This is a genomic window from Chromobacterium sp. S0633 (assembly GCF_024158805.1).
Lineage (GTDB): Bacteria > Pseudomonadota > Gammaproteobacteria > Burkholderiales > Chromobacteriaceae > Chromobacterium.
Genome location: NZ_JAMZGH010000046.1, coordinates 16,247 through 35,013, shown reverse-complemented (window position 1 = coordinate 35,013; position 18,767 = coordinate 16,247). Strand labels below are relative to the sequence as shown.

Here is an 18,767-nt window from a genome sequence, read left to right as displayed (position 1 = left end):
CCCAGCGCTTGTCGCCCGCTGGAATTTTTGGTATGGACAGTTTTTTGTGCTATTATCCAGCGATTTTTCTGTATCCATCCTCCTTCCTAAAATGACCCGACAAATTCGCAATATCGCCATCATCGCCCACGTCGACCATGGCAAGACCACGCTTGTAGACCAATTGCTGCGCCAATCCGGCACCTTCCGCGAGAACCAGCAAGTGGACGAGCGTGTAATGGACAGCAACGATCTTGAAAAAGAACGCGGCATTACCATTCTGGCCAAGAACACCGCCATCGAATACGAAGGCGTGCACATCAATATCGTCGACACTCCGGGACACGCCGACTTCGGCGGCGAAGTTGAGCGCGTGTTGGGCATGGTGGACGGCGTGCTGCTGCTGGTGGACGCCGTAGAAGGCCCGATGCCGCAAACCCGTTTCGTTACCAAGAAAGCGCTGGCGCTGGGTCTGCGCCCGATCGTGGTGATCAACAAGGTGGACCGTCCGGGCGCGCGTCCGGACTGGGTGGTGGATCAGACTTTCGACCTGTTCGACAAGCTGGGCGCGACTGACGAACAGCTGGACTTCCCCATCATCTACGCTTCCGGCCTGAATGGTTTCGCCAAGCTGGAGCTGGAGGAAGAGTCCGACAATATGCGCCCGCTGTTCGACACCGTGCTCAAGCACGTGCCGACCCCGCCGGGCAGCGCCGACGCGCCGCTGCAGCTGCAGATTTCCGCTCTGGATTACTCCACCTACACCGGCCGCCTGGGCGTGGGCCGCGTGCTGAACGGCCGCATCAAGCCGGGTCAGCAAGTGGTGGTGATGAACCACGACGATCAAGTGGCCACCGGCCGCATCAACCAGGTGCTGGGTTACCAGGGTCTGGACCGCGTGCCGGTTGAAGAAGCCGAGGCGGGCGATATCATCATCATCTCCGGCCTGGAAGACATCGGCATCGGCGTGACCATCTGCGACAAGGAGCAGCCGGTAGGCCTGCCCATGCTGTCCGTGGACGAGCCGACGCTGACCATGGACTTCATGGTGAACTCCTCGCCGCTGGCCGGCACCGAAGGCAAGTTCGTGACCTCGCGTCAAATCCGCGACCGTCTGACCAAGGAACTGCTGACCAATGTGGCGCTGCGTGTGGAAGACACCGGCGACTCCGATGTGTTCCGCGTGTCCGGTCGTGGTGAATTGCACCTGACCATTCTGCTGGAAAACATGCGTCGCGAAGGCTTTGAAATGGCCGTGGCCAAGCCGCGCGTGGTGTTCAAGGAAATCGACGGCCAGAAGAGCGAGCCGTACGAGAACCTGACCATCGACCTGGAAGACGATCACCAGGGCGGCGTGATGGAAGAGATCGGTCGTCGCCGCGGCGAACTGACCAATATGGAATCCGACGGCAACGGCCGCACCCGCCTGGAATACCATATTCCGGCGCGCGGCCTGATCGGCTTCCAGTCCGACTTCATGACCATGACCCGCGGCACCGGCCTGATGAGCCATGTGTTCGACGACTACGCGCCGGTCAAGCCGGACATGCCGGGTCGTCACAACGGCGTGCTGGTCTCGCAAGAGAATGGCGAAGCGGTGGCTTACGCGCTGTGGAAGCTGGAAGACCGCGGCCGCATGTTCGTGGCTCCGGGCGAGAAGCTGTACGAAGGCATGATCATCGGCATTCACAGCCGCGACAACGATCTGGTGGTGAACCCGGTCAAGGGCAAGCAGCTGACCAACGTGCGCGCCTCCGGCACTGACGAAGCCGTGCGTCTGACCACGCCGATCAAGCTGACGCTGGAATCCGCCGTTGAATTCATCGACGACGACGAGCTGGTGGAGATCACGCCGAAGTCCATCCGCATCCGCAAGCGTTACCTGAACGAATCGGATCGTCGCAAGATGGCCAAGGCCAACGCCGCGTCCTGATCGGCGCCGGTCTGGCAAAAACCGCCGTACCCTTGATGGGGCGGCGGTTTTTTTATGTCTTGGAGTGTGTGCTCGCCGTGCGGGGCTTCATGAGGCGCGGCGGGCATTGAGCGGGTTCTTAGAGCCTGTTCAAAGTCTCGCGAGCAAGAGCGAGACAAGGCGAAAACGAGCGAAAAAGCGGAATGTACACGTGGTACATGAGCATTTTGAGCTCGGTTTCAACGCCGTATCGCCGAAGCGCAGCGGACTTTGAGCAGGCTCTTAGTCGCTTAAGGCGTTCAGCCGTCGCCGACAAGCGTCCGCCTCGGTCAGGATGCGTTCGAACAGCTCGGCCACGTTGGGCGCGTCGTCGATCAGGCCCTGAGCCTGGCCGATCAGCTGCACGCCCTTGTCGAGGTCGCCGTCCTCTATCGCCAGGCGGATGGACTCGGTGGCGGCGCCGAATTGAGCCAGCTGGCGCAGCGCTTGCGGCTGGCTCAGCAGGCCGCCCAGCACCACTTTGGCGATGGGCATGCCCAGCTTGCGCGCGGCGGCGCTGGCGCGCCAGGCGGCGGCGAACAGGCTGAGCGGTTTGCGCGTGGCCTGGCGGGCGGCCGGGGTGTCCATCACCCGGCACCACAGGCCGTCGAAATTCTTGGAATACAAGGTGTCGGCCACGCCGCGTTGACGGATCATCTCCTTGGTGCGCTGGTGCACCGGGCTTTCCCGGCTCATCGCCAGTCGCGTGCCCATGGCCACGGCGTCGGCGCCCAGCGCCAGCGCGGCGATCAGGCCCCGGCCGTCGGCAAAGCCGCCTGCGGCGATGATGGGCAGCTCGCTGGCCTTGCGGATGGCCGGAATCAGCGTCAGCGAGGTGACGGCGCCGCCGTGGGCGGCGGCCTCGTGGCCGGTGACCAGCAGGGCGTCGGCTCCGGACGCCTGCGCCGAGCGCGCGTGCTTCTCCGTCACCACGGTGGCGATGACCTTGCCGCCGTAGGCGTGGGCGCGTTCAATCAGCCAATCCCCCTTGCCCAGGGAAAAATTGATTACCGGCACGCGCTCTTCCAACGCGACCATGGCGTTTTCCTTGGCGCCGGGCATCATTAGCGTGCAGCCGACGCCGAAGGGGGCGTCGCTCAGCTCGCGCACGCGGCGTATCGCTTGTCGCGTCAGCTCTGGCGTCAGCGGGCCGGTGGCGAGTATGCCCAGGCCGCCGGCGTTGCCGACGGCGGCCACCAGTTCCGGGGTGGCGATATAGCTCATGCCGGGGCAGATCAGCGGGCGCTGGATGCCGAGCAGGCGGGTGATGGCGGTTTGCATGGGGCGGGGCTCGCTTTACAATGTCTGTCGGTCTGGGGTTGGCGGGCGCAGCGGGTTTGACCCGGCGCTGTCATTGTTGTCGGCTTTGCCGGAAAATTCAAACGATTGTTTAAATATGTTGCTGATCGTGTTGCTGGGCTGGCTCTATGTGGTGCTGATGCTGGCGGTGGCGCAGCACAGCGTGCTGGCTTCGCTGTCCACCGTGTTCTTTCTGGGCGTGCTGCCCACCTTCTTTGTGGCGCGGATGACGCGGCGCAAGCTGCGCCGTCAGCGGGAAAAAGCCCGCGAGGCGCGCGAGGAGGCTTGAGCGCTCCGCCGTCCGGTGTTAGAATCCCGCGTCCCTTGCCATCCTGGCGGGGGAAAATCATCTATTACGCACATCCGCGCCAAAGGGTGCCTCGTTTCGAGGTTGTCTGCGCGGATGGAGGCTTAACCCTTTAAGGAGTTTTTGCATGTCCACCAACGTTACCATGCGTCAAATGCTTGAGGCCGGCGTTCACTTCGGCCACCAAACCCGCTTCTGGAACCCGAAGATGGCCAAGTACATCTTCGGCAGCCGCAACAAGATTCACATCATCAACCTGGAAAAGACTCTGCCGCTGTTCGTAGAAGCTCAGGAATATGTGCGTCGTCTGGCCGCCAACAAAGGTTCCATCATGTTCGTGGGCACCAAGCGTCAGGCTCGTGAGATCGTACGTGAAGAAGCTGCCCGTTGCGGCATGCCGTTTGTTGACCACCGCTGGCTGGGCGGCATGCTGACCAACTACAAGACCGTGAAGCAGTCGATCAAGCGTCTTGAAGAGAAGCGCGCCATTCTGGAATCCGCTGGCGATACCGGTTACAACAAGAAAGAACTGCTGGACCTGCAACGCGAAGTCGACAAGCTGGAGCGTTCGCTGGGCGGCATCAAGGATATGAAGGGCCTGCCGGACGCCATCTTCGTTATCGACACTGGTTACCAGAAGGGCACCATCGTCGAAGCCAAGAAACTGGGTATCCCGGTTATCGGCGTTGTTGACACCAACAACACCCCGGACGGCATCGATTACGTGATCCCGGGCAACGACGACTCCAGCCGCGCCATCCGCCTGTACGCTCGCGGCATGGCCGACGCGGTGCTGGAAGGCCGCGCCCAGTCTCTGCACGAGATCGTGGCTGCTGAATCGGCTCAAGCCGAGTAAGCAGACGAAAAGGGGCGTAAGCCCCTTTTTTTAGACCCACGTAATCAAAATCATTCAGGAGTACGAAGTATGGCGGACATTACCGCAAAAATGGTTTCGGATCTGCGCGCGGCCACCGGCCTCGGCATGATGGAATGCAAAAAAGCCCTGGTGGAAGCCGAAGGCGACGCCGCCAAGGCTGAAGAAATTCTGCGCATCAAGTCCGGCAACAAGGCTTCCAAAATGGCTGGCCGCGTGGCTGCCGAAGGCATCATCGGTTCCTTCGTTGAAGGCGGCGTTGGCGCCCTGGTGGAAGTCAACTGTGAAACCGACTTCGTTGCCAAGGACCCGACCTTCCTGGCCCTGGCCGCCGCCGCCGCCAAGGCTGTGGTCGTAGCCAACCCGGCCGACGTGGAAGCGCTGTCCGCCGTGGAAATCGACGGCCAGTCCGTTGAAGACATCCGCAAGGCCGCCATCGCCAAGCTGGGCGAGAACATGACCATCCGTCGTTTCGTTCGCTACCAGACCGAAGGCGCGATCGCCACCTACCTGCACGGCGCCAAGATCGGCGTGATCGTCGACTTCGCCGGCGAAGAGCAAGTGGGCAAGGACGTGGCCATGCACATCGCCGCTTCCAAGCCGATCTGCGTGTCCAAGGATCAGGTTTCCGCCGACATCCTGGAACAAGAGCGCAAGATCTACACCGCTCAGGCCGCCGAATCCGGCAAGCCGGCCGACATCGTCGCCAAGATGGTTGAAGGCCGCGTCAACAAGTTCCTGGCCGAAGTGACCCTGATGGGCCAACCCTTCGTCAAGAACCCGGACCAGACCGTGGAAAAACTGTTGGCCGAGAAGAAAGCCTCGGTCAAGGCGTTCGCCATGTTCGTAGTGGGCGAAGGCATTGAGAAGAAAGTAGTAGACTACGCCGCTGAAGTGGCTGCAGCCGCCAAGCTGTAAGCGCCCAGTCGCGAGACGTATTGACGGCACCCTGCCTGCAGGGTGCCGTTTTGCAAACTGAAAACCGAATATCCAGCCAAACCGAGGTTACCATGAGCCAAGTTCCTGCCTATAAACGCATCCTGCTGAAACTTTCAGGCGAGGCCCTGATGGGCGATGACAGCTATGGCATCAACCGTGCCACGATCGAGCAGATCGTCGGTCAGATCAAGGAAGTCGTGGAGCTTGGCGTGGAAGTGGGCGTGGTGATCGGCGGCGGCAACATCTTCCGCGGCGTCGCGCCGGCGGCCGCGGGTATGGATCGCGCCACCGCGGACTATATGGGCATGATGGCCACGGTGATGAACGCGCTGGCGTTGAAGGACGCGATGACCAAGGCTGGGTTGATCGCGCGCGTGCAGTCGGCGCTGACCATGCAGCAGATCGCCGAGCCCTATGTGCGCGGCAAGGCGATGCAATACCTGGAAGAGGGCAAGGTGGTGATCTTCGCCGCCGGCACCGGCAACCCCTTCTTCACCACGGACACCGCCGCGGCGCTGCGCGGCATGGAAATGAACGTGGACATCATGCTGAAAGCCACCAAGGTGGACGGCGTGTACACCGACGATCCGAAAAAGAACCCGGACGCGATACGTTACCAGACCCTGACCTTCGACGAGGCGATCTCGCGCAACCTGAAGGTGATGGACGCCACCGCCTTCGCGCTGTGCCGCGACCAGAACCTGAACATCAAGGTGTTCAGCATCTTCAAGAGCGGCGCGCTGACCCGGGTCGTGCTTGGCGAAGACGAAGGCACGCTGGTACACTGCTGAGTTTGAAAATTGCTGAAGGCGAAAGCGGCAATGGCCGTTTTCGCCTTGTCTTTTTAAGTTTCGATTTGGAGTGGACATGATTAACGACATCAAGAAATCGGCCGAGCAGAAAATGCAGAAGTCGCTGGACGCGTTCAAGACCGACCTGAGCAAGGTGCGCACCGGTCGCGCCCATACCGGCATTCTTGATCATGTCATGGTGGACTACTATGGCAGCGACGTGCCCATCAGCCAGGTGGCCAACGTGACCCTGGTGGACGCGCGCACTATCGGCGTGCAACCCTGGGAAAAGCCGATGCTGGCCAAGATCGAAAAAGCGATCCGCGACTCCGACCTGGGCCTGAACCCGGCCTCCATGGGCGAGATCATCCGCGTGCCGATGCCGATGCTGACCGAAGAGCGCCGCAAGGATCTGATCAAAGTCGTGCGCGGCGAGGCCGAGGGCGCGCGCGTGGCCGTGCGCAATATCCGCCGCGACGCCAACAACGAATTCAAGAACCTGCTTAAAGACAAGGCCATTACCGAGGACGACGAGCGTCGCGGCCAGGATGAGATCCAGAAGCTGACCGACAAGTACACCGTCGAAATCGACAAGGCCCTGGCCGCCAAGGAAGCCGACCTGATGGCCGTCTAAGGAGCGCCGTACCTTGTTTGCAAGCTCTACCAAGGATGTGCCGGAGGTGCGTTCCGTGCCTCGGCATATCGCCATCATCATGGATGGCAACGGCCGCTGGGCCAAAAAGCGTTTTCTGCCGCGGGTGGCCGGCCACAAGCGGGGCCTGGACACCGTGCGCGAGATCGTCGGAGCCTGCAAGGAACTGGGCGTCGAATGCCTGACCCTGTTCGCCTTCTCCACCGAGAACTGGCGGCGTCCGCAGGAGGAAGTGTCCTTTCTGATGGACCTGTTCATCCGCGCGCTGGAGCACGAGGTCAGCAAGCTGCACAGCAATAATATCCGCTTGCGGGTATTGGGTTCGCGCGAGCGTTTCAGCGCGGACTTGCAGGAGCGCATCCTGCGCGCCGAGGAAAAGACCGCCGGCAACGACGGTCTGGCCTTGAACATCGCCGCCGACTACGGCGGCCGCTGGGACATCCTCAACGCGGTCAACGGCCTGATCGCCGAGGGCGCCACCCATATCGAGGAGGAGGCGCTGAGCCAGCGCCTGTCGATGCCGTGGGCGCCGGAGCCGGATTTGTTCATCCGCACCGGCGGCGAACAGCGCATCAGCAACTTCCTGCTGTGGCAGCTGGCTTATTCCGAGCTCTACTTCACCGAGACGCTGTGGCCGGACTTCGACCGCGCGGCGCTGGAAACCGCCATTGATTCTTACCAATGCCGCGAGCGCCGCTTCGGACGCACCAGCGAGCAACTGCCCGAGCATCTGCGTCGGGACGGGCGTTAAGCCATGCTGCTGACACGCGTTCTGACGGCTCTGGTCTTGCTGCCCCTGATGCTGGCGGCGCTGTTTCTGTTCCCGGCCGAGGCCTGGGCGGGCTTCTCCTGGCTGATCGTCGTTTTGGCTATGTGGGAATTCAGCCGCATGGCCGGCATGACCGGCGCCGGCAAATGGCTGTATCTGGCGGCGAGCAGCGGCCTGGCCGCGGCCGCCTGGTTCGGCCATTACCGGTTGGGCCCGCTTGAGCACGTTCTGACGCTGGGTTTCTGGCTGCTGCTGGTGCCGTGCTGGCTGGCCAAGCGCTGGCGCATCCCCCCGGGCCCGTTGGCCTGGCTGCTGGGCTGGCTGCTGATGCTGCCGGCCTGGTTCGCCTTCCTGGAGTGGCGGCCGCAGCCTGGCGCGGCGGACGCCTTCGCCCTGCTGGCGGTGATGGGCCTGGTGTGGGTGGCGGACATCGCCGCCTACTTTTCCGGCAAGGCTTTCGGCCGGCGCAAGCTGGCGCCGTCCATCAGCCCGGGCAAGAGCTGGGAGGGCGTCTACGGCGGCGTGATCTGCGTGGCGCTGTACGTGGCGCTGGTGGACCATCTGGGCTGGATAGACACCGGCTTGCCGGTGTGGGCGCTGCTGTTGCTGGCCTTGCCGCTGACCGCGGTCAGCGTGATGGGCGATCTGCTGGAATCCTGGTTCAAGCGCGCGTCGGGCATCAAGGACAGCAGCCGCTTGCTGCCCGGCCACGGCGGCGTGTACGACCGCATCGACAGTCTTATCGCCGTCCTCGCCGTCAGCAACGCGCTGCGCGTTCTGGGCGGCATGTAACCGCAGGAAACTCAAATGACGAAACCGCAAGGGATTGTCGTTCTCGGCGCCACCGGCAGCGTGGGCGTCAATACGCTGGACGTGGTGGCGCGCCATCCCGAGCGTTACCGGGTGGTGGCGCTGACCGGCAACCGCCAGGTGGATCGCCTGTTCCAACAGGCTTTGCAATTCCGGCCTGCCTACGTGGTGACCGGCGACGCCGCGTCCGCCGACGCTCTGCGCGGCCGGCTGGCCGAGGCGGGGGTGAACGCCGAGGTGCTGCACGGCCCGGCCGCGCTGGTCCAGGTGGCGGCCTTGCCGGAGGCCGAGGTGGTGATGGCCGCCATCGTCGGCGCCGCCGGTCTGCCGTCCGCCATGGCGGCGGCGCGCGCCGGCAAGCGCATCTTGCTGGCCAATAAGGAATCCCTGGTGGTGGCCGGCCGTCTGTTCATGGACGCGGCGCGCCGCCACGGCGCGACCCTGCTGCCGGTGGACAGCGAGCACAGCGCCATCTTTCAATCGCTGCCCCACGACTACGCCGGCAATCTGGACGCCGCCGGCATCCGCAAAATCATTCTCACCGCTTCCGGCGGCCCCTTCCGCCAGTCTTCGGCCGAAGACTTGCTGCGCGTGACCCCGGACGACGCCTGCCGCCACCCCAACTGGGTGATGGGGCGCAAGATTTCCGTCGATTCCGCCTCGCTGATGAACAAGGGCCTGGAGGTGATCGAGGCGCACTGGCTGTTCTCCGCGCCGCCGGAGCGCATCGACGTGGTGGTGCATCCGCAAAGCGTGATTCATTCCATGGTGCAGTATCGCGATGGTTCGGTGATGGCTCAGCTGGGTTCGCCGGACATGCGCACGCCCATCGCCTGCGCGCTGGCCTGGCCGGAGCGCATCGAGGCGGGCGTGGGTTCGCTGGACTTTTTCTCGCTGTCCAACCTCACTTTCGAAGCGCCGGATCTGGAGCGCTTCCCCTGTCTGAAGCTGGCTTTCGACGTGCTGCGCCTGGGCGGCGACGCGCCGGCGGTGCTGAACGCGGCCAACGAGGTGGCGGTGGACGCCTTCCTGCATGGGCGGCTGCGTTTCGTCGACATCCCCGCCGTGGTGTCCGCCGCGCTGGACGGCGTCAGCCTGGCCGGCAGCGGCTCGGTCGAGGCCTTGCTGGCCAAGGATGAGGAAGCGCGCGCCTTCGCGCTGCAGCGGGTGGCCGCATGCTGACCCTGCTCGCCTTCCTGGTGGCCATCGGCGTGCTGGTGACCTTTCACGAACTGGGGCACTACTGGGTGGCTCGGCTGTGCGGCGTCAAGGTGCTGCGGTTTTCCATCGGCTTCGGCAAGCCGCTGTGGACTTACTGGCGCAAGGGCACCGAGTGGGTGATCTGTCCGATCCCGCTGGGCGGCTATGTGCGCATGCTGGACGAGCGCGAAGGCCCGGTGACGGAAGAATTGCGCCCGCAGGCCTTCAATAATCAGCATGTGTTGAAGCGCATCGCCATCGTCGCCGCCGGTCCGCTGGCCAATCTCTTGCTGGCGGTGCTGCTGTACTGGGTGGTGATGGGCCAGGGCGTGACCCAGGTCAAGCCTCTGGTCGGCACCGTGGTGGCGCAGACGCCGGCCGCGGCGGCCGGCTTCGCGCCCGGCGACCGCATCCTGAGCGTGGCCGGCCAGCCGGTGGCCAACTGGCAGCAGATCCGTCTCGCCCTGGTGGAGGCGGCGATGTCGCCGGACGCCACCGTGGTGCAAGTGGAAACCGCGGCCGGCGCCAAGGCCGATCGCCGCATCGACCCCGCCCGCTTCGGCGACAAGGCGGTGACCGCGATGCAACAGGGCAACACCGGCCTGACGCCGGGGCGTTTCCTGCCGGTGATAGGCGCGCTGGAGGAGGGCGGCGCCGCGCAAAGCGCCGGCCTCAAGCCGGGCGACAAGCTGCTGGCGCTCAACGGCCAGGCGCTGAACAGCTGGGAAGGCTGGGTGGCGCAGGTGCGCAACAGCCCGGGGCGCGATCTGGACGTGAAAGTCCAGCGCGGCGCGGAGACGCTGAACATCAAAGTGCGGCCGCAGGCGCACCAGCAGGACGGCGAAGTGGTGGGGCGCATCGGCGCCGCGCCGCAGCCGGACGCCGGCTGGGGTCGTCAGTTGCTGTACACCGAACACTATTCGGCGGCGCAGGCGGGTTTGGCCGCCTTGGCCAAGACCTGGGACACCAGCTGGATGAGCGTCAAGTTCATGGGACGCATGCTGATGGGCCAGGCCTCGCTGGATAATCTGTCCGGCCCGCTGACCATCGCCAACGTCGCCGGCCAGACCGCGCGCGAGGGCCTGACGCCTTATCTGGAGTTCCTGGCGCTGATCAGCATCAGCATAGGCGTGCTGAATCTGCTGCCGATTCCAGTTCTGGATGGCGGGCACTTAATGTATTATGTCGCGGAGTTGATCAGAGGCCGCCCCGTCAGTGAGCGGGCGCAATTGTTCGGACAAAAAATTGGCTTCATCTTGCTGGCGTCTTTGATGGCGTTCGCTTTGCTGAATGATTTCAGCCGCCTATTTGGGGGTTAAAACCGATCTATGAAATTGAAATTGCTTGCAGCAGCCGTACTGGGCCTGACTTCGGCCTCCATGGCCTGGGCTGCTGATCCTTTTGTCATCAAAGACATTCGCGTTGAAGGCTTGCAGCGCACCGAGCCCGGCACCGTATTCAACTATCTGCCGGTCAAGGTGGGCGACACCTTCAATGACCAGAAGGCCAACGAGGCGATCAAGGCCCTGTTCGCCACCGGCTTCTTCAACGATGTGCGCATCGAATCGCGCGACAGCGTGGTGATCGTGGCCGTGGCCGAGCGCCCGGTGGTCAGCCAGCTCAACATCAACGGCGCCAAGGAGTTCAGCAAGGACCAGCTGAAAAAGGCCTTGAAGGACAACGGCTTCGCCGAATCGCTGATCTTCGATCAGGCGCTGCTGGACGGCGCGGTGCAGGAACTCAAGCGCCAGTATTACAGCCGCGGCAAGTACTCGGTGGAAGTGACCCCGTCGGTGACCAAGCTGGAACGCAACCGCGTGGCGGTGACGCTGGACATCAACGAGGGCGTGACCGCGCGCATCAAGGAAATCCGCATCGTCGGCGCCAGCGCCTTCAAGCAGTCCGACCTGGTGGACCAGTTCAGCCTGACCACCGGCGGCTGGCTGTCCTGGGTGACCAAGGACGACCAGTACTCCAAGCAGAAACTGACCGGCGATCTGGAAAAGCTCAAGGCCTTCTATCAGAATCAGGGCTATCTGGAATTCAACATCGACTCCACCCAGGTGTCGATCAGCGCCGACAAGCAGGACATGTTCCTGACGGTGAATATTCACGAAGGCAAGAAGTTCACCATCTCCGACATCAAGCTGGCCGGCGACCTCAAAGTGCCGGAAGCCGATCTGCGCAAGCTGATCCAGGCCAAGGCCGGGGACACTTTCAACAATGAAAGAATCACCGAGTCGGTGAAGTCGCTGAGCGACCGCCTGGGCCAGGCCGGCTACGCTTTCGCCAACGTCAACGTGCTGCCGGACATCGACCACGATAAACAGACCGTGGCCTTCACCTTCTTCGTGGACCCGGGCCGCAAGACCTATGTGCGCCGCGTCAACATCGCCGGCAACACCAAGACCCGCGATGAAGTGATCCGTCGCGAACTGCGCCAGCTGGAAGGCGCGCCTTACGGTGCCGACAAGATCAAGCGCAGCAAGGAGCGCGTGGAGCTGCTGGGTTATTTCGAGGACGTCAACATCGAAACCCCGGCCGTGCCGGACGCCGCCGACCAGGTGGACATGAACATCAGCCTGAAGGAACGCTCCACGGGCAGCGTGTCCGCCGGCATCGGCTTCGTGCAGGGCGAGGGCGTGCAATTGTCCGCCAACCTGTCGCAGAGCAATATCTTCGGTTCCGGCAAGTATATGTCGCTGGGCCTGTCCACCGGCAAGGTGAACAAGAACCTGTCGCTGTCCTTCACCGATCCGTACTTCACGCCGGACGGCGTCAGCCTGGGCTATGACTTGTACAACCGCGTCTACAACCCGGACGCCACCAATATTTCCGCGTACAAGACCAGCACCATCGGCGGCGCGGTGCGCTTCGGGGTGCCGGTGACCGAGTACGACCGCATCAACTTCAGCATCGGCGCGGAAAACACCAAGATCAGCACCTACGACAACAGTCCGCAGCGTTACAAGGACTTCGTCAACCAGTACGGCGCCAGCAACAACACGCTGCTGGGCACCATCAGCTGGGGCCGCGACACCCGCGACAGCGCGCTGTGGCCGACGCGCGGCGCGGTGATCAAGGTGGGCGCGGACGCCGGCCTGCCGGGCGGCGATCTGCAGTACTACCGCCTGACCCATCAGCAGACCTGGTTCTTCCCGCTGACCAAGACCTTCACGCTGATGCTGAACGGCGAGCTGGGCTATGCCGACGGCTACGGCAAGACTTCGCGTCTGCCGTTCTTCCAGAACTTCTACATGGGCGGTCTGGGCTCGGTGCGCGGTTACGACACCAGCAGTATCGGCCCGCGCGACACCAACGGCGACTACCTGGGCGGTACCCGCAAGGCGGTGGCCAACGCTGAAGTGCTGTTCCCCTTCCCGGGAATGAAGGACAATAAGTCGGTGCGCACCAGCCTGTTCTTCGACGCCGGCACCTTGTGGGATCCGTCGGTGGCCGGCAGTTCCGCCGGCGACGGCATGCGCTACTCCGCAGGCGTGGCGTTGACCTGGCTGTCTCCGATCGGACCGATGAAATTCAGTATCGCCAATCCGCTGAAGAAGAAGGACAACGACAAAGTCCAGCGCTTCCAATTCCAGCTGGGTACCGTGTTCTAAAATTGACGGGGTTGTTATATGAAAGCATTGCAATGGGCGGCCGTGCTCTTATCCATGGCCGCCATGTCGGCCCAGGCGGCCGATCTCAAAATGGGCTATGTCAACACCGAGCGCATCTATCGCGAAGCGGCGCCGGCGATCGCCATCCAGAAACGTCTGGACAAGGAGTTCTCCGAGCGGCGCAACGAGCTGAAGAAGATGGAGGCGCGCGCCAAGGAGCTGGAGTCCCAACTGGCCAAGAGCAGCTTGAATTCCGACGACCGCAAGCGCTACGAGCGTGAATACGCGGCCTTGGACCGGGATTACCGGGCCAAGGGCCGCGAGCTGTCCGAGGACTTCAACCAGCGCCGCAACGAGGAGTTCGCTTCGGTGCAGGAGCGGGCCAATCGCGCGCTCAAGCAGCTGGCCGAGCGCGAGCAGTACGACCTGATCCTGCAAGACGTGGTGTATGTGAACCCCAAGTACGACCTGACGCCCAAGGTTCTGAAAGAACTGGACCGCTGAAGGCAGGGCGGGGCGGCGCAAGGGCCGTTCCGAATGCGCGCGGCCATGGCCGCGCGCCAACTCACATTACGGGAGCAAGCCGACCCCAGGTCGGCTTTCGTTTTTGATGGCTTATACCCTCTCATTCATTACCGGGCAGCTGGGCGGCGAACTGGCCGGCCCGGACCTGACGGTGGGCCGCCTGGCGCCGCTGGAAGCGGCCGCGGCCGGCGACATCGCCTTTCTGGCCAATCCCAAGTATCGCAAGCAGCTGGACGACAGCGGCGCCAGCGCGGTGATCGTCGCGCCCAAGATGGCGGAAGAGCTGGCGCAGACCGAGGTCTGGAAGCAGCGCTCCTGGATCGTCGCCGCCGACCCCTATCTCTACTTCGCGCGGCTGGCCGCGCTATTCCACCCGCAGCCGCTGGCCCGCGCCGGCGTGCATCCCAGCGCGGTGCTGGGCGAGGGCGCGCGGGTGGCGGCCAGCGCCGAAGTGCGCGAGCACGTCAGCATCGGCCGCAACGCGGTCATCGGCGAGCGCTGCCGGCTGATGCCGGGCGTGGTGGTGGGCGACGACTGCGTGCTGGGCGACGACGTAGTCTTGTATCCCAACGTCACGCTTTATCACGGCTGCGTGCTGGGCCACCGCGTGGGCGTGCACTCCGGCAGCGTGATCGGCGCCGACGGCTTCGGTCTGGCCTGGGATAAGGACCACTGGTTCAAAATTCCGCAAACCGGCCGCGTCATCATTGAGGACGATGTGGAAATCGGCGCCAACACCACGGTGGACCGCGGCGCGATGGCGGACACCGTGATCCGCAAGGGCGCCAAGGTGGATAATCTGGTGCAGATCGCCCATAACGTGCAGATCGGCGAGCATTCCGCCATCGCCGGCTGCGTCGGCATCGCCGGCAGCGCCAAGATCGGCGCTTATTGCACCGTGGGCGGCGCGGCGATGTTCGTCGGCCACATCGAGATTACGGACAAAACCCATATCGGCGGCGGCACCCTGGTGTCGAAGTCGATCAAGACGCCGGGCACCTACGCCTCGTCTTACCCCTTGCAACCTATGAAAGAGTGGCTGGCCAACGCCGTGCACGTCCGTCATCTGGACGATATGGCCAAGCGGCTCAAGCAGCTCGAGCGCGAGCTCAAAGAAATGAAGAATCAGGAGGAATCCCCCAATGTCTGAACACGCCGTCACCATCGATGTCCGCGAGATCATGCGCTATCTGCCGCATCGCTATCCTTTCCTGCTGGTGGACCGTGTCACCGAGTTTGAGGAAAACAAGCGCATCAAGGCGCTGAAGAACGTCACCATCAACGAGCCGTTCTTCGTCGGCCACTTCGAGCAATACCCGGTGATGCCGGGCGTGCTGATCATCGAGGCGATGGCCCAGGCCGCCGGCATCCTGGCCATCCGCAGCCAGGGCGAGCGCGCCGAGAACGAGCTGTATTTCTTCGTCGGCATCGACAACGCCCGCTTCAAGCGCCAAGTGGTGCCGGGCGACCAGCTGACCTTCGAAGTGGAACTGATCACCAGCAAGCGCGGCATCGGCAAGTATTCCGCCCGCGCGCTGGTGGACGGCCAACTGGCTTGCGAAGCCGAAATCATGTGCGCCAAGCGCGAGGTGTGATCATGGCCATCCATCCAACCGCCATCGTCGACCCCAAGGCTCAGATCGCCGACGACGTGGAAATCGGCCCTTACACCATCATCGGCCCCAACGTCAGCATCGGCAGCGGCAGCTGGGTGGGCCCTCACGTGGTGATCGAGGGCCACACCGCCATCGGCAAGAACAACCGCATCTTCCAGTTCTGTTCGCTGGGCGCCCAGCCGCAGGACAAGAAGTACGCCGGCGAGCCGACCCGTCTGGAAATCGGCGACAACAACACCATTCGCGAATTCTGCACCTTCAACACCGGCACCGCCCAGGACGCGGGCGTGACCCGCGTCGGCAACGACAACTGGGTGATGGCCTATGTGCACGTCGCGCATGACTGCCAGGTGGGCAATAACGTGATCCTGGCCAACAACGCTACGCTGGCCGGCCATGTGCAGCTGGGCGACTGGGTGATTCTGGGCGGCTTCACCAGCGTGCACCAGTTCGCCATCATCGGCGAGCACGCGATGACCGCCTTCGCCAGCGCCGTGGCCCAGGACGTGCCGCCGTTCGTGATGGCGCACGGCAACCGCGCGGTGCCCTCCGGCATCAACGCCGAAGGCATGAAGCGCCGCGGCTTCAGCGCCGAGCAGATCCGCCGCGTGCGGGGCGCCTACAAGACGCTGTACCGTCAGGGCCTGTCGTTTGAGGACGCCAAGGCCGCCATCCTGGAGGAAGCCGCCGCCGGCCACGATGAACTGGCTCCGTTCACCCGCTTCTTTGGCCAGTCCGCCAGAGGCATCATTCGCTGAGATCCATGCCCGACACTTTGTTCAAAAGCAAGCGGGCACTGAAGGTCGCCATGGTGGCTGGGGAAGCCTCTGGCGACCTTCTTGCCGCCCACCTGATGGACGCGCTGCTGGCGCGCTATCCCGACATCGAGTTCGCCGGCATCGGCGGCCCGCGGATGGAGGCCAGAGGCTTTGTCAGCCACGCGCCGCAAAGCCGGCTGGCGGTGATGGGTTACGCCGAGGTGCTCAAGCGCTTGCCGGAACTGCTGCGCATCCGCCGCACCCTGCGCGACCGCCTGATCGCGGAAAAGCCGGACGTTTTCATCGGCATCGACGCGCCGGACTTCAATCTGGACCTGGAGGCCGCGCTCAAGCGCGCCGGCATTCCCACCGTTCACTACGTCAGCCCCTCGGTTTGGGCCTGGCGTCCGGAGCGGGTGCAGAAGATAGGCCGCAGCGTCAGCCACATGCTGTGCCTGTTCCCGATGGAGCCGCCCTTATACCGTCAGGCCGGGGTGCCGGTCACCTATGTCGGCCACCCGCTGGCCAGCGAGATTCCGCTGCGCCCGGACCAGGGCGCGATGCGCGAGCAACTGGGGCTGCCGCAGCGCGCGCCGGTGTTCACCCTGATGCCGGGCAGCCGCATCGGCGAACTGGAGCACATGGCGCCGCTGTATATCGAAACCGCCAAGCTGCTGCTGAAAAGCTATCCGGACGCCCAGTTCCTGGTGCCGCTGGCCACCCGCCCCACCATGGAGCTGTTCGACCGCATGTTGAGCCGCTGCAAGGGCTGGGATCTGCCCTTGCGCAAGCTGTTCGGCCACGCGCAGATGGCGATGATCGCCAGCGACGCGGTGCTGGTCACCAGCGGTACCGCCACGCTGGAAGTGGCGTTGACCAAGAAGCCGATGGTGATCAGCTACAAGCTGTCCGCGCTGAGCTACCGCCTGGTCAAACGCAAGATCCGTCTGCCCTACGTCGGCCTGCCCAATATCCTGTGCGGCCGCTTCGTGGTGCCGGAACTGCTGCAGAAACAGGCCACGCCGGCCAAGCTGGCGGCGGAGATGCAAAGGCTGTACGAAGATCAGGACGCGCGCCGCGAGATGGTGCAGACCTTTACCGAGCTGCATCAGTCGCTGCGCCAGGACACCGCCGCGCTGGCCGCGGACGCTGTGTTGCAAGTGGCGGGGCGGCAATGAGCGGGCTTGATCTGGAGCGGATCGCCGGCGTCGACGAAGCCGGCCGCGGTCCGCTGGCCGGCGCGGTGTTCGCCGCCGCGGTGATTCTGGACCCGACCAAGCCCATCGCCGGCCTGGCCGATTCCAAAGTGCTGAGCGAGGCCCGTCGCGATGAACTGGCGCCGCTGATCAAGCGCGACGCGCTGGCCTGGTGCATCGCCAGCGCCAGCGTCGAGGAAATCGACACGCTCAACATCCTGCACGCCACCATGCTGGCGATGACGCGGGCGGTGCAAGGCCTGCAGCCGCAGGCGACGCGCGCGCTGATCGACGGCAACCGCGTGCCCAAGGGCCTGCCGGTGCCGGGAGAAGCCATCGTCAAGGGCGACGCCAAGGTGGCGGCCATCTCCGCCGCCTCCATCCTGGCCAAGACCGCGCGCGACGCCGAACTGGTGGCGCTGGACGCCCTGCATCCGCAATACGGCTTCGCCCGCCACAAAGGCTACCCCACCGCCGAACACCTGGCCGCGCTGGAGCAGCACGGCGCCTTGCCGGCGCATCGCAAGAGCTTCGGCCCGGTCAAGGCCTGGCTGCTGCGTCAGCAGGGACAGCTGTTTTGAGCGGCGCGGCCGCCAAATCCTGTTTCCCGCCGGTGGCGCGGCCGGACGCCCGCGTCTTGGTGCTGGGCTCCTTGCCCGGCGACGCCTCCTTGCAGGCCGGCCAGTACTACGCCCATCCCCGCAATCAATTCTGGCCGCTGCTGCAGGCGATCACCGGCCGGCCGCTGGTCGAGCTGGCCTACGCCGAACGCCTGGACGCGCTGCAACAGGCCGGCGTGGCCTTGTGGGACGTGATCGCCAGCGCGCGGCGGCGCGGCAGCCTGGACGCCGACATCCGCGATCAGCAGGCCAACGATCTGCGCGAATTGGCGCAAAGCCTGCCGCGGTTGCGCGCGGTCGCCTTCAACGGCGCCACCGCCGCGCGCGCGGCCGGACAGCTGGACGGTCTGGGGCTGGACATCCTGGCCTTGCCTTCTTCCAGCCCGGCGCATACCCTGGCCTTTGACAGAAAACTTGAAGTTTGGCGGCAACTGGGACGATATTTGTAGTTGACGGCGGGACAATGCGTCGGCCGTCGCGATGAAACCACCTGGGGGAGCGAATATGGGCCATTACTGCATATGGTTTGTCACGCCGGACGACAGCGTGATGCGCCGGGCCGAAGTGGTGATCAACGGCGTGATCCATTGCCATCAGGTGCTGGAGGAGATCGAGGCGCAGCTGGCGGTGGACTGCGGCCTGACCCAGGTGATGATCGTGGACTGGAAACGTTTTGAGACGCCGGAGCAGGCCGGTAAGCTCGCTCACGCGGCCTAAGAGCCCGTTTACGATCTGCTGCGCTTCGGCGATACGGCGTTGAAAACAACTTCGAAATGCTCACGTACTGTATGTACGCTCCGCTTTCTCAGCTGTTTTCGCCTTGTCTCGCTCTAGCTCGCAGGATCGTAAACATGCTCTAGGCGG

At 63.9% G+C, this 18,767-nt stretch carries 20 protein-coding genes; 19 read left to right on the top strand and 1 reads right to left on the bottom strand.

Features of this window, described 5'->3' with window-relative positions; translation table 11 throughout:
- Positions 1-91: 91 nt before the first annotated feature.
- Entirely contained in the window at positions 92-1,912 is a 1,821-nt protein-coding gene (typA, locus tag NK214_RS20910; RefSeq protein ID WP_253315394.1) for a translational GTPase TypA, read from the top strand.
- Between the two features lie 261 nt (positions 1,913-2,173).
- On the opposite strand, the gene NK214_RS20905 is transcribed toward typA, so the two are convergent.
- Positions 2,174-3,211, bottom strand: a complete 1,038-nt coding sequence (locus NK214_RS20905; protein WP_253315393.1) for a nitronate monooxygenase family protein — start codon at positions 3,209-3,211, stop codon at positions 2,174-2,176.
- 115 nt (positions 3,212-3,326) lie between these two features.
- Here NK214_RS20905 and NK214_RS20900 point away from each other — a divergent pair, with 115 nt between their 5' ends.
- From NK214_RS20900 to NK214_RS20815, 18 genes are all read left to right on the top strand, one after another.
- A complete protein-coding gene (locus NK214_RS20900; RefSeq protein WP_107799119.1) occupies positions 3,327-3,518 on the top strand; it encodes a hypothetical protein in 192 nt (63 codons plus the stop codon).
- A gap of 145 nt (positions 3,519-3,663) precedes the next feature.
- Positions 3,664-4,392 (top strand): 30S ribosomal protein S2, encoded by a 729-nt coding sequence (rpsB, locus tag NK214_RS20895; protein WP_048412250.1) that lies wholly within the window; start codon positions 3,664-3,666, stop codon positions 4,390-4,392.
- Between the two features lie 69 nt (positions 4,393-4,461).
- Positions 4,462-5,328, top strand: coding sequence for a translation elongation factor Ts (gene tsf / locus NK214_RS20890; RefSeq protein WP_107799117.1), 867 nt, complete (start codon positions 4,462-4,464; stop codon positions 5,326-5,328).
- Positions 5,329-5,420: 92 nt separating this feature from the next.
- On the top strand, positions 5,421-6,140 hold the full coding sequence (gene pyrH / locus NK214_RS20885; protein WP_048412252.1) for a UMP kinase: 720 nt from the start codon (positions 5,421-5,423) through the stop codon (positions 6,138-6,140).
- Between the two features lie 76 nt (positions 6,141-6,216).
- Complete coding sequence (gene frr, locus NK214_RS20880) at positions 6,217-6,774, top strand: ribosome recycling factor (RefSeq protein ID WP_107799116.1); 558 nt, start codon at positions 6,217-6,219, stop codon at positions 6,772-6,774.
- Positions 6,775-6,853: 79 nt separating this feature from the next.
- Positions 6,854-7,543: a polyprenyl diphosphate synthase gene (uppS, locus tag NK214_RS20875; RefSeq protein WP_233246784.1), complete on the top strand. Its 690-nt coding sequence runs from the start codon at positions 6,854-6,856 to the stop codon at positions 7,541-7,543.
- 3 nt (positions 7,544-7,546) lie between these two features.
- Complete coding sequence (locus NK214_RS20870) at positions 7,547-8,353, top strand: phosphatidate cytidylyltransferase (RefSeq protein ID WP_107799114.1); 807 nt, start codon at positions 7,547-7,549, stop codon at positions 8,351-8,353.
- A 15-nt stretch (positions 8,354-8,368) separates the two neighbouring features.
- Complete coding sequence (gene ispC / locus NK214_RS20865; protein ID WP_107799113.1) at positions 8,369-9,553, top strand: 1-deoxy-D-xylulose-5-phosphate reductoisomerase; 1,185 nt, start codon at positions 8,369-8,371, stop codon at positions 9,551-9,553.
- Positions 9,547-10,890, top strand: coding sequence for an RIP metalloprotease RseP (gene rseP, locus NK214_RS20860; RefSeq protein ID WP_227103869.1), 1,344 nt, complete (start codon positions 9,547-9,549; stop codon positions 10,888-10,890). The genes ispC and rseP overlap by 7 nt, the downstream gene beginning before the upstream one ends.
- Positions 10,891-10,899: 9 nt before the next feature.
- A complete protein-coding gene (gene bamA, locus NK214_RS20855) occupies positions 10,900-13,188 on the top strand; it encodes an outer membrane protein assembly factor BamA (protein ID WP_107799111.1) in 2,289 nt (762 codons plus the stop codon).
- An 18-nt stretch (positions 13,189-13,206) separates the two neighbouring features.
- Complete coding sequence (locus NK214_RS20850; RefSeq protein WP_107799110.1) at positions 13,207-13,692, top strand: OmpH family outer membrane protein; 486 nt, start codon at positions 13,207-13,209, stop codon at positions 13,690-13,692.
- 106 nt (positions 13,693-13,798) lie between these two features.
- Positions 13,799-14,863, top strand: a complete 1,065-nt coding sequence (gene lpxD, locus NK214_RS20845; RefSeq protein ID WP_253315392.1) for a UDP-3-O-(3-hydroxymyristoyl)glucosamine N-acyltransferase — start codon at positions 13,799-13,801, stop codon at positions 14,861-14,863.
- A complete protein-coding gene (gene fabZ / locus NK214_RS20840) occupies positions 14,856-15,308 on the top strand; it encodes a 3-hydroxyacyl-ACP dehydratase FabZ (RefSeq protein WP_019100286.1) in 453 nt (150 codons plus the stop codon). The genes lpxD and fabZ overlap by 8 nt, the downstream gene beginning before the upstream one ends.
- A gap of 2 nt (positions 15,309-15,310) precedes the next feature.
- Positions 15,311-16,087: an acyl-ACP--UDP-N-acetylglucosamine O-acyltransferase gene (gene lpxA / locus NK214_RS20835; RefSeq protein ID WP_253315391.1), complete on the top strand. Its 777-nt coding sequence runs from the start codon at positions 15,311-15,313 to the stop codon at positions 16,085-16,087.
- Between the two features lie 5 nt (positions 16,088-16,092).
- The gene (gene lpxB, locus NK214_RS20830; protein WP_253315390.1) at positions 16,093-17,265 is read left to right on the top strand and encodes a lipid-A-disaccharide synthase; all 1,173 of its coding nucleotides are present in this window, start codon (positions 16,093-16,095) and stop codon (positions 17,263-17,265) included.
- A complete protein-coding gene (gene rnhB / locus NK214_RS20825) occupies positions 17,262-17,864 on the top strand; it encodes a ribonuclease HII (RefSeq protein ID WP_235089211.1) in 603 nt (200 codons plus the stop codon). Before lpxB ends, rnhB begins: the two co-directional genes overlap by 4 nt.
- Positions 17,861-18,352: a DNA-deoxyinosine glycosylase gene (locus NK214_RS20820; protein ID WP_253315389.1), complete on the top strand. Its 492-nt coding sequence runs from the start codon at positions 17,861-17,863 to the stop codon at positions 18,350-18,352. The genes rnhB and NK214_RS20820 overlap by 4 nt, the downstream gene beginning before the upstream one ends.
- A gap of 55 nt (positions 18,353-18,407) precedes the next feature.
- Positions 18,408-18,620, top strand: coding sequence for a hypothetical protein (locus tag NK214_RS20815; RefSeq protein WP_048411263.1), 213 nt, complete (start codon positions 18,408-18,410; stop codon positions 18,618-18,620).
- Positions 18,621-18,767 lie beyond the last annotated feature (147 nt).